Here is a 12,178-nt window from a genome sequence, read left to right on the forward strand (position 1 = left end):
TTTTTTATTTAAAATTCTCTCAATCGGTTGAGTTTTTTTTGTGCCTTTAATTCCTCGGCAGAAATTACTTTTAGAAATGAGGGATGTTGCTCGATGGCATATTCCACTTTTTCGACAATAGCTTCGATGCTGTCGTTTTCATAATCGATTTCCAGTGGCGGCTTGATGATGAAGGATTGCAGAATATCCTTTTTTTTCATGCGTAATCCCTTTTTGTCAAATGAACGACGAAAACCGTCAATCACGATGGGAATCACGATAGGTTTGTATTGCTTGATGATATGGGCCGTTCCTTTTCGAACGGGTTTGAATGATTTTGTAGTTCCTTGCGGGAAAGTAATCACCCAACCGTCATTCAAGGCTATTTTGATGTTTTCGGTATCATTGGGATTAACTTCTCTTTTTTCAGTCACGTCTTTGCCGCAAGAACGCCAAGTTCTTTCAACGGTGATGGCTCCGGCATAGGACAAAATTCTGGGCAATAATCCGGCTTTCATCGTTTCTTTGGCAGCAACATAATAGATGTTCAACTTGGGTTGCCAAATGTATCCGATATTTTTGATGGAATCTTGACGACCACTCAAACTGGCGTTAAAAACGTGAAACATCGCCACGACATCGGCAAAATAAGTTTGATGATTGGATATAAAAAGTACGTTGGTATCCGGTAATTTTGTGATGATTTCGGAACCTTCTATTTGCAAACTATTAAAACCTCTGTAACGTCTATGTGTCAAACACGCAAAAACCCGGATTAGATTCTTTTTTATAAATAGGATGTGTCCAAACGGACTTCTCTTAAATAATCCCATATACAATTATGTTTTGTATTATTTTTTTGATGGCAAACTTACAAAAACTTATAAATTAAAGTACTTTTTTCAGTACTTCTTTCAATTCGCTCAACATCATGGCCGTGGCTCCCCAGACAATGTGATCCCCTATTTTGAAAGCGGGAACCGAGATGTTCTCTGCATAAGAAGTCGATAAATTCACGCTTACCAGAATGTCGTCACTCATAAAAACAGACAACGGCAATTCGATTATGTCGGCAACTTCATCCGAATCGGGAATAAAAACGATTTCTTCTTTGCAAATTCCCAAAAAAGGATAGACCATAAAATTGCTCGGCTGAATATACAAACGGGTAAAAGCCTTCATGATTTTGATGCTGTCGGGAGGAATCCCTATTTCTTCATGCGTTTCTCGCAAGGCCGTATTCTCGAATATTTGGTCTCTTGGCTCATATTTCCCGCCTGGAAAAGCGATTTGGGCAGAATGGACGCCCTGGTAAGAATTTCGAACAATCAAAACCAAATGTGTCACTCCATTTTTAGGATAAAACAACATCATCACGGCGGCTGTTTTTGGGTTTTTAGTCTCGATTTTCAGGTTTTTCAAGCTCTCGATTCGCTCCAATGGCGCCATTTTAAAATGCGCTTCAGAGGCAGGAAGACCAACTTCCTTTAATTTTGGAACATATTCTAAAAAGTCTTGAAAATCCATGATCAAAGTCTATTTTTGTAATCCAAAAAGGTTTTGTAAATATACCACAACCTTGGACAAATTTACCGAAATTCAATGGCAATGACAATGTCAACCACAATTTTAAAATAAAAAACAATGTATAGCAAAGAAGAGGCTCAACGATTAAAACGGGAATTTTGGATTGATTTTGCCGAAAAATATCCTCGAAAATGGATTTTATACGATACAAAAATCAAGGATTTCTCCTTTAAGTTTTATGTCGACAACAAAAAAGCGCAGGTATTGATAGATATCGAACATCGAAGTGACGAAAAACGAATTGTTTATTTCGAAAAACTGGAATCTTTAAAAACGATATTGGAAGATGATTTTGTAAAAGACTTGGTGTTTGAAAAAAACTTCGTACTTGAAAACGGCAAAAAAATCAGTCGGATTTGGGTTGAAAAAACGGATGTGAGTGTCAGCAACAGGAAGTATTGGGACGAAATTTTCGACTTCTTTTTCGAAAAAATGAACGCTTTGGAAATGTTCTATTTTGAATACGGGGACTACATTCGGGATTTAGAAATTAATACTTAAAATTTTATTAAAATCCTTACAAACTTTAAACAAAAAATCTATATTTGATAAAATTAAATTCAAAATGAAGAAACTCCTTTTTGCGCTTTTTATTGGCTATTTTTCCAGTTCCTATTCCCAAACCGATTATTCTTTTGTTTACAACAACGACCTAATCCTGAAAAAAGGAATCTCGTTATATGAAGAAAAAAAATATGCCGAAGCCATAAAAGAGTACGAAAAAATCAGCAAAGTCGATCCAAAATATCTGGATGCCCAGTATGAAAAAGCAATGGCGCTTTCCGCTCTAGAAAAAAAAGAGGAATTGAAAGCTTTTTTTGAAGACTTATATGCTAAAAAACTAATGCCGGAATTCCCGACATTATATACCCTTTACGGCAATTTTTTGAGCGACCAAAAAGAGTACGACCAAGCCGAAAAAACATTCAAGGAAGGCGAAAAATACCTGCCGAACTCTTCCAATTTTTTATACAATTTAGCCATTTTGTATATCCGAAAAGAAGAGTCACAAAAAGCGGTCGATGTATTGGAACGAATTATTACCAACGATCCAAACCACAGCTCTTCACATTATTTGCTAGGCGCAATAGCGCTTGACAACGGCAAAATAGTTGAAGCCAGTTTGGCCATGATGAGCTATTTGGCTATTGCTCCAAATGGACGACATGCCGAAAAAGCCATTACAAATTTGAATGCAAAATATGGACAAAACTATCTAGGGGAAAATAAAATTGTTTTTTCTAAATCCGGAGATAATTTTGAAGAAATGGAGGTCATTCTCAGAAACCAATTGCCCTTGAAATCGGCCTATAAGGTAAAATCAGAAATTGACGATGTCATCATTCGCCAAATTCAGGCTATTGCCGAATATTCATTGGAACATAAAATGGGGAACGGTTTTTTTGAAACCATGTACATTCCCTGGATTAAAGACATGATGGAAAAGCAACGATTTGAAGCCTACTCCTACTACATTTTGCAATCAATGGAAGAAAAAATTGGTAAAAAACTCTCTTCCAAAAAGAAATTAATGATTGATTTTAACGACAATTATATCCTTGCCGGTTTTTGGGATTCCTTCGGAAAAAGAAAATTGGATCATTTTGGCACACAACAAGAAGTGATTGTGTCCATAAAAAATATGGTACCATACTTGATTGGCCAACAAATTAACGGAAAAAGCGAAGGCAAATACAAATACCTGAATGGAGATGGAAATCTTGCAGGCGAATTGAATTTCAAGAACAATGAGTTGGATGGATATCAAAAATATTTTGACGCCAAAGGCATTTTGAATGAAGAGAAATCCTTTAAAAACGGAAAAGTGGACGGAACCAGAACCGCTTATTATCCGAATGGATTGAAAAGCGTGGTCGAAAATTATGCAGATGGCGTATTAAACGGACTTGGGACTTCTTATTATGTAAATGGCGGAAAACAATGTGAAGTCAATTTTGTAAAAGGAGAACGAGACGGAAAATTAACGTGTTTATATCCAAATGGCAGCATAAAATCAGAAGCCAATTATGTAAACGGGAAACTGAATGGTCTTTTTTCCAGATATAATGAAGTGGGCGACATTGTGGAAACCTATACTTGTGTGAATGACTTGATTGACGGTAAATACCTGGAATATTATGACGGAAAGTTAGTGAAATCGGAAGCCGATTATGCCAACGGAAAAATTAAAGATTCCTATAAAACATATTACAGCAACGGTACATTGGAAAAAGAAAGCACTTATGAAGGCGGGAAAATAAAGAAATTGGTTTTTTATTTTTCAAACGGGAAAAAATCTTCCGAATCTTTCTATAATGACAAAGAAGAACTGGAAGCCTACAACTATTTTGACAGCAATGGCAACAAATATTTTGAAGAAAAATACAAATCTGGAGAACTAAAATCGGCTGTACAATATCTCAAAAACAATCCGAAACCAGTTGAAATCAGTTTGTCCAGCAAACCTTTTACAATGAAAGACTTTGACGGCAACCAATTGGCCGCCGGAAATTTTGAAAAAGGAAAGAAAACCGGAGAATGGAATCATCACTTTATATCGGGAACCAAAAGGCTGCAAGAATTTTATTCCCGCGGAAACCAAAATGGCCTAAGTCATGATTATAATAAAAATGGAGAGATAAGCAGCATAAAAAACTATTCGAACGACACCCTAAATGGACTTTATGAAGTTTACGAAAATGGGAAATTAGACCGAAGCTATTCGTATGAAAAAGGAAGACAAAATGGTCCATACAAATCATTTTACACAGACGGTTCCTTAAAATCAGAAGGTTTTCTTGTAAATGGTGGCACGAATTTTGAAAAATTAGGTTATTGGCAAAACGGCACAATTTCCAAACGCGAGAAATACATCGAAGACGTCTTGACTTCCTATGAAAACTATAATTCAAAAGGCGAAAAAGAAAGCAGTTTTGATTGCATAAACAAAACGGGAAAGTTCACGATTAGTCATAACAATGGGGCAACAACCATAACCAATGAATTGGTAAATGGCGAATTGAACGGGAAATTATTGGAAAAAGACAAATTCAACAATCCCTTGACGGAAACGGAATTTGTCAACGGCCAAAGACATAACGGATATAAAGAATATAGCCCATTGGGAACAATTAATAGAGAAATCACTTTTTATGCAGGAAAAATGAATGGTCTGGACAAGATTTATGATATTGTGGGCAATTTGAGATATTCCAATGAAAACTCTTTTGGGGATGAAAACGGAAAATTAATCCGATACTACCATAATAAATCGAAGATGCAGGAATGTACCCAATTAAACGGCTTAATAGAAGGTAATTACACCTATTTCAACCAAAAAGGAGAGCCTATTTTAATCATTGGTTACCAAAATAACGTCATTAAATATTACATCAAAAAAAATAAAACGGGTGAACTCAACGAAAAAGTGGAAATAATTGGGCAAAATGCCGATATTGCTTCTTTATATCCTAATGGAAAAACTGCCATCACGATAAAATTTGAAAAAGGAAATATTGAAGGAAAATTTGCCATCAACAATGAACTCGGAAAACCGGAATATGAAGCCAATTATTCCAATAATTCCTTAAATGGGACACGAATAGAATATTATGTAAATGGCAATGTTTACAAGAAGGAACACTTTAAAAACGACGACTTCCAAGGCATTCAAGAATATTTCAAGGAAGATGGAAAACCTTGGCTGACGGCAGAATATAAAAACGACGAATTACACGGCAACGTGTTAATTTACAATGAAGGGAAAATAATAACAACAAAAAAATATGATTCGGATGAATTGGTCGAAATTATCAAATAAACACATATATATCTTTGCTTTTTACGGGATTTTTGCCTTTACGGGCAACGCCCAAAATTCCTTTGATGAATACAAAAAACAATATCCTGATTATAACGAATTGGTGCTAAACGATATTCAGTCGTATGATTTTACCATTGAAAACAACAAGCTGAAAGTCATTCAGGACAACCAATACGAATCCATGATTCTTACCGAAAACGGAATTCAGGGCAACAAAGAATCTTTTAGTTATTCGGAATTAGTCAAACTTTTGGGTTATGACGCCTATTCCTTAGTCAATGTTGGCGGGAAGGAAAAAAAAATCAAGGTTACCCAAACCAACGAAATCCAGTCTGGTCAAAGTTCGGTGTTTTATGACGACGTAAAACAACGACAACTTCTTTTTCCGAATTTGGAAGCTGGAGCCAAAAAAGTTTACAACTACCAAGTCGATTTTTTGGATCCTTTTTTACTGCACAAATTTATTTTTGGCGGTGGCTTACCCATAAAAAACTCCACATTGGAAATAAAAACGGAGAAAAACATCAACATTGGATACAAAATTTTCAATGATCCATCCAATTCCATCGTGTTTTCAAGAACAGAAAAAAAAGGAAAATGGATTTACAAATGGACGATGAAAGATGTAAAACCCGTGAAAATGGAAGGCAATTCACCAGGTTATTTGTATGTCATTCCACACATCAATGTTTACATCAAGGATTATGTGGTCAACAATAAAAAGGTTGATGTTTTAGGTGACATCGACAAACTTTTTGCCTATTACAAAGGTTTTACAAAAAACCTGAACCAAACCGAAGACCCAACATTAAAAGCCATCACGCTTAAAATAACGGAGAATTTGACCAATGATGAAGACAAAATCAAAAGCATTTTCTATTGGGTAAAAGACAACATCAAATACATTGCTTTCGAAAATGGATACGAAGGTTTTATTCCAAGGGAAGCCAGCTTAATCTGCGAAAGAAAGTTTGGCGATTGCAAGGATATGGCCAGTATAATCACGGCCATGGCCAAATATGCCAATGTAAAAAACGTCTATATTGCTTGGATTGGAACACGGGAGATTCCATATTCTTACGAGGAATTACCCACTCCGGCGGTGGACAACCACATGATTGCCGTCTACAAAAAAGACAAGGAATTTATCTTCCTGGATGCAACGGACAAGGAAACGCTTTATGGAATTCCCACGGCTTTCATCCAAGGAAAAGAAGCCATGTACAATGATGGTGAAACCTACAAAATCATTCCTGTTCCAGTTGTTCCAGCCGAAAAAAATGAGGTAAAAGAGGAAGTAAAAATGAAGATTGAAAAAGACAAACTTCTGGGTTCCGGGAAAATCGAATTCTATGGCTACAACAGAAGTCGCCTTTTACCAAGAATCGGAGATGCCACAAACAAGACCCGGTTCGAAATGATAAAAAGTCTGGTGCTGAAAGGCAACAACAAGTTCAATTTGAAAGATTACAACGAAGAAAACATCAAGGACAGGGACAAACCTTATCAAATAAGTTACAATTTCGACTTGGGGAATTACATCGTGAAAGTCGATAAAGAAATGTATGTCAATTTATTTCTGGATCGACCTTTGGAAAAAATCATAATCGAAAAAGACCGTTTAGCAAAATTTGAGTTTGAACATTTGAATTACGTAAACAGCATTTACGAACTGGAAATCCCCAAAAATTGCACGGTAAAATACGTGCCGAAAAACTATAGCATGGACAACGATTACATCAAAGCTGATTTTGTGTATGAAGTAAAAAACAATAAAATACTTTTGCATTCCCAACTCAAACAAAAGAAATTATTGCTGGACAAACCTGATTTTGAACTTTGGAACAAGTCCATAAAAGAACTAAAAAACAATTACACTGACACCTTAATTTTATTGGAAAAATAATGAAAAGATATCCCCTAAAAACCATTTTTACCGTAGTTACCCTCTTGTGTTCCTCCCTGTTTTTTGCACAGGAATATTCCTTTAAAAATTATGATTGGAACGAGAAAGAAACAAAAGTCGAAATCCCGGAACAATACAAAAACGAGAAAGAAGTAATCCTGGAGCGAACCACAAAAATAGAAATAGTGGTTGAAGGCAAAACTGCAAAACAGTATCATTTGGTGCACGAAAAAATCTTCATCAATTCAGATGATGCCATCGAGCGCAACAACAAAATTTACATTCCTTTCAGCTTGGACGAAAGTGTTTTGATCAACAAAGCCAGAGTTATCCTCAAAAACGGCAGTGTCATCCATTTGGACAAAAAAGACATCAAGGAAGATACCGACCAAGAAAGAGGAATAAAATACAACTATTTTGCCATAAACGGAATGGAAAAAGGAGCCGTGATCGAAAAGATCTATGTACTCCAAGAAAGCCCTGAGTTTACCGGACAAACCATCAAAATGCAGGATGATTATCCTATTGCCAACTTAAATTTTGAACTAATTTACCCCAATTATCTGGTTTTCAAAACCAAATCCTACAACGGTTTAGGCGAGCCTGTAATTGATGATAAAAAGATTCCAAACACGGCAATTCTTGCCCTGTCAGAAAAAAACATCCCAGCTTTGGATAACGATGAAAACTATTCTAACTGGAATTTACAATTGAAATTGTTTCGCTACAAACTGGATGAAAACCTGATGAGCGGTGGCAGAAATCTAAATAACTTCAAGGAATTTTCAACCAATTTATACGAAAGACTTAATCCTGAATTGGATAAAAAAGTGCAAAAGACATTGGATGATTTTTGCAAGACCATCCCAAAATCAGACGATTTACAAGAACAAATTTGGAACATTGAAAACAAAATCAAGAAAACCATAACTTATGACAGATACATCGACAACAAAGAAACTGTTGCCAATGTCATTGAAACCAAACAAGCCAATCAAACGGATATTTTAAAAATTTACTTGGCTGTTTTCAAAAACTTCAATATCGAAAACAACATCGTTTTTACTTCAAACCGATACAAAATACCTTTTGACAAAGATTTCGAGAGTTTTGAAAACCTGAACGAATTGCTATTCTATTTTCCAAGCATCAAGAAATACCTGACCCCGACGGAAGTGGAGTATCGTATTCCTTTATTTCCGATGACAATAGCCAATAACAACGGTCTTTTCATCAAGGAAAAGACATTTGCGGGAGTCAAAATGGGCATTGGAGAAATTAATTTTATCGAAATTCCCGGCAATGACATTTCACACGACATCATGGACATTACCGTTGATTTCACCAATGATATCGAAAATCCATTGGTAACGAGCAATCTTTCGTTTGGAGGTTACTCTGGTCTAAATTTTCAACCTATCAAGGATTTTGCATCGGCAGAGCAATACAAAACTTTTTTGAAGAATGTCGCCGAAAATTATACCGTGGAAACAGAATACAAAACCTTGACCACTGAAAACGACGGAACCGATTTTATAGGCAAAAAACCATTTGTTTTGAATGTGACCTATGACGGAAAAGACCTTACCAAAAAAGCGGGAGAAAACTACCTGTTCTCTGTTGGGGAAACCATTGGAAAACAAATGGAGTTCTACCAAGAAAACAAAAGAACATTGCCTGTAGAGATTGATTATCCTCATTTCTACACTAGAAAAATCAAAATCATTTTGCCAAAAGGTGCCACCGTGAAAAACCTGGATAAATTTGTGATGGATTTTAAAACACAGATCAACGGGAAAACCGAAGCGGCTTTCATTAGTAAATACACCAAAAAAGGAGATGAAGTTTTAGTGGAAAATACCGAGTTTTACAATATCGTAAACTATCCATTAAACAAGTTTGAGGATTACAAAGCCGTAATCAATGCCGCCGCCGATTTCAATAAAATCGTTATTATAGTGACTAAATAAGCTGGAATTTAACTACCAATTTTGTCATTTCGACGAAGGATAAATCACATCAGTTGCTCTCGTTATGTGATTTCTCCTTCGTCGAAATGACAAATTAACATACCTTTCTTAAAAAGAATTCCCCAATTTTCAAATTTGAAAATTGGGGAATTCTTTTTATATCAAATTGGTTTTGGGTATCGTTTTCGAATATTGCGAACCAACTCTTCAAGTCCGTTGAGTTTTAATTCGTAAACCAATTGCAGCTGCTGTCCCAATTCTCCTTTTGGAAAACCTTTGTTGGAGTACCAAACCACATAATACTCCGGCAAATCAATAAGATATTTGCCTTCATATTTGCCGAAAGGCATTTTCGTGTGAGCCAGTTTGATGAGTTGTTTTGGGTCTTGTTCCAAATTTAAAGTTTAATGGCTAGTCTGCAAACTGAATACTGCGACTGAACACTGATTTATTTCCAATTAAAACTAATCCTCTTCTCAATTTCGGTATTCAAACTCAAGAAAACGGGACAAGTCATTGCGGCTCTTTCCAGAATAGTTTTTGTTTTTTCGTCGGTAGAAACATTCATGTCAAAAACAATTTCGATGGCGTTGATGCGTCTGGGTTCGGCTTGCATAATTTTGGTCACGTCAGCCGTGGAACCGGTAAAATCAACATTCAAGTCTCTTGCCTTGATTCCCATAATGGTCATCATGCAAGTTGCCAAAGCATTGGCAACGGTGTCTGTTGGCGAAAAAGCCTCGCCTTTTCCGTTGTTGTCAATTGGCGCATCCGAGATGATTTCGCTACCGGATTGCAAATGAATGGACGATGTTCTTAAATCGCCTAAATAGGTTACTTTTGAGGTCATATTATATTGTTGTTTTTATTCTACAATTGATCTGAAAACTGAATACTGGCAACTTTCTTAATTAGCTTCTTTTATCGTCAAATCGGTGTCGTAATACAGGATGTAAACTCCTTTATTGGTGTAGCCACCACCTTCTTTTTTGTAATACTCGAACTTGTTGTCCACTTGTTCCGTAGCAACGGTATCTGCTGTTTCCTGATAGGTTTTGCCTTGCGACAAACGCATCATGGTGTCAAAAGTCACGTCAAAACCACGAGTGGCATAATTGCTTGGAGCAATCTTGTTTTTCTTTCTGTACTCTTTTTCGAAAATCAGGGCTTCGGGAGATTCGTTTTCACGGGTCACGGAAGGATACATCAGTTTCAATTTCGTCAAATTCACAAAATTAATTTCATCGGTGTCCAAAGTTTCGTTTGGTTCCAAAATCACCAACTGCACTTTGTAATTGGCCAATGCGCTCATCATCGTGCTCATGGTCCATTTAATCATGACCGTGTTGGCCGTTTCCATAACCACATAATTCATTTTGTCTTTAACGAACAAACCTTTCAATCCCTCAACAGACAAACTTCCATTATCCAACAAAGGGGCAAATTGTACGTCACTTTGGTTCTCGCGAATATATTGTCTAACGGATTCCTTTTTTTTGTCTACAACCGCAATCATATTGCCTCCTTTTGCTCTCATGTAATCAAACATGGCAGTCTTTAGAACTTCATTTGCTGGAATGGTTTGATACAAATTGGCATAGGCATTTCCTATATCTTTTGACAAAGGCGAAATCACGGGAACATTGTTTTTGCCCAACAATTCAGCCGTTTTTTCGACATTGTTTTGGTAAAAAGGACCAATTATGGCATCGGCGGTTTCAAGATTATTTTCTTGGTTAATACCGGAAATATTCGAAGAGTTTTTAGTTTCTTGGGAATCTAAAATTTTAACGTCTATATTAACTCCTAGTGTTTTGGCAGAATCAATGGCCATCAAGGCACCGGAATAAAAATCCAGCGTCATGTTCAAAAACTTGTCTTTTTTCAATCGTGTTGTCGTCGAATTTATGGTATCCCCTTCTATTTTGGACAAATTAAAAGGTATCAACAACACCAGTTTTTTTCTGGAACCGTTTTTATTCGACAATGAAGTATATGTTTTCTTGGTTTCCTGCTTCATCGAAGCTGTTGACGGTACTTTCAAAATCATCCCCACTTCAACACCATTAGCCAACGCTGGATTTAATTTAATAAATTCTTCTTGACTCAAACCGGACAATTTGGACAAGCTGTACAAGGTTTCTTTTGGTTTTACCTCGTAATCTACATAATTGATGGTTGGAGCAGCTTTTGGAGTAACGGGTTTTGGAGTTTCCTTTTGGGGTTCAACCGCAACTATTTTATCCTTTTGATGAGCAGTTCCCTTAATCAACAATTGATAACCAATAGGTAAATTTGGAATAATTTCTGGATTTCGTTTTTCCAATTCCTCGATGGTCATTCCGTATTGTTTGGCAATGGAATACTTGGTTTCTTTTGGAAGTACCACGTGATAAACGGGTTTCTCAGGAGTTTTAACAACTGTTTTTGGAGCTGTACTCGAAGGAATGATGAGGGTTTGCCCAATTTGCAATCCTAATTTTTCTAAATCGGGATTGGCTTTTTTTAAGTCTTCATCCGAAACACCATATTTTTTTTCGATGGCAAACAAAGTTTCTTTTGGTTCTACTTTATGGGTTTTGGCCTGTGTAGTTGCTTTTGCAGAACTTGGCGTTGCAGCACCCGCTTTTTTGGGAATAATCAAAACGCTGTTGAGCTTCAAACCAGATTGGGCATCCGGATTTAATTTATAAATATCATAAGGAGTCACATTGTATTTTTGGGCTATTTGGGGTATTGTTTCCCCTTTTCCAACCTTGTGGGTGATGCTTTTTTCTTGTGAAAAACCATTGAAAGAAAAAACCAAGATAGCCAAACAAACTGTTATAAAATATTTCATCCTTTTGTCATTGTAAAAAATTAGTTTTTCAAAGATACCAAAACGGCATCAAATTTTATTCTAAAATTTGATGC

General features: G+C 36.2%; 9 protein-coding genes. 4 read left to right on the forward strand and 5 right to left on the reverse strand.

Annotation, left to right across the window (positions count from 1 at the left end; all coding sequences use genetic code 11):
• Positions 1-8: 8 nt before the first annotated feature.
• Entirely contained in the window at positions 9-812 is an 804-nt protein-coding gene (locus tag BUC16_RS12780; protein ID WP_073371097.1) for a lysophospholipid acyltransferase family protein, read from the reverse strand.
• A gap of 55 nt (positions 813-867) precedes the next feature.
• Entirely contained in the window at positions 868-1,506 is a 639-nt protein-coding gene (locus BUC16_RS12785) for an NUDIX hydrolase (RefSeq protein WP_073371099.1), read from the reverse strand.
• Positions 1,507-1,623: 117 nt separating this feature from the next.
• Between BUC16_RS12785 and BUC16_RS12790 the strand changes: the two genes are divergently transcribed.
• The 4 genes from BUC16_RS12790 (at position 1,624) to BUC16_RS12805 (ending at position 9,265) form a co-directional block, all read left to right on the forward strand.
• Positions 1,624-2,067: a DUF4268 domain-containing protein gene (locus BUC16_RS12790; protein WP_073371100.1), complete on the forward strand. Its 444-nt coding sequence runs from the start codon at positions 1,624-1,626 to the stop codon at positions 2,065-2,067.
• Between the two features lie 64 nt (positions 2,068-2,131).
• Positions 2,132-5,386, forward strand: coding sequence for a toxin-antitoxin system YwqK family antitoxin (locus BUC16_RS12795; RefSeq protein WP_073371102.1), 3,255 nt, complete (start codon positions 2,132-2,134; stop codon positions 5,384-5,386).
• Positions 5,361-7,295, forward strand: a complete 1,935-nt coding sequence (locus tag BUC16_RS12800; protein ID WP_170860875.1) for a DUF3857 domain-containing protein — start codon at positions 5,361-5,363, stop codon at positions 7,293-7,295. The genes BUC16_RS12795 and BUC16_RS12800 overlap by 26 nt, the downstream gene beginning before the upstream one ends.
• A complete protein-coding gene (locus tag BUC16_RS12805) occupies positions 7,295-9,265 on the forward strand; it encodes a DUF3857 domain-containing protein (RefSeq protein WP_073371105.1) in 1,971 nt (656 codons plus the stop codon). Before BUC16_RS12800 ends, BUC16_RS12805 begins: the two co-directional genes overlap by 1 nt.
• A gap of 161 nt (positions 9,266-9,426) precedes the next feature.
• On the opposite strand, the gene BUC16_RS12810 is transcribed toward BUC16_RS12805, so the two are convergent.
• From BUC16_RS12810 to BUC16_RS12820, 3 genes are read right to left on the reverse strand one after another with little or no spacing between them, the layout of a single operon-like run.
• The gene (locus tag BUC16_RS12810) at positions 9,427-9,660 is read right to left on the reverse strand and encodes a DUF3820 family protein (RefSeq protein WP_073371106.1); all 234 of its coding nucleotides are present in this window, start codon (positions 9,658-9,660) and stop codon (positions 9,427-9,429) included.
• Positions 9,661-9,713: 53 nt separating this feature from the next.
• A complete protein-coding gene (locus tag BUC16_RS12815; protein ID WP_073371108.1) occupies positions 9,714-10,115 on the reverse strand; it encodes an OsmC family protein in 402 nt (133 codons plus the stop codon).
• Positions 10,116-10,172: 57 nt separating this feature from the next.
• A complete protein-coding gene (locus BUC16_RS12820; protein ID WP_073371109.1) occupies positions 10,173-12,104 on the reverse strand; it encodes a LysM peptidoglycan-binding domain-containing protein in 1,932 nt (643 codons plus the stop codon).
• Positions 12,105-12,178: the final 74 nt, after the last annotated feature.

Origin of the sequence: Flavobacterium fluvii (genome assembly GCF_900129545.1) — a bacterium.
Taxonomy (GTDB): domain Bacteria; phylum Bacteroidota; class Bacteroidia; order Flavobacteriales; family Flavobacteriaceae; genus Flavobacterium; species Flavobacterium fluvii.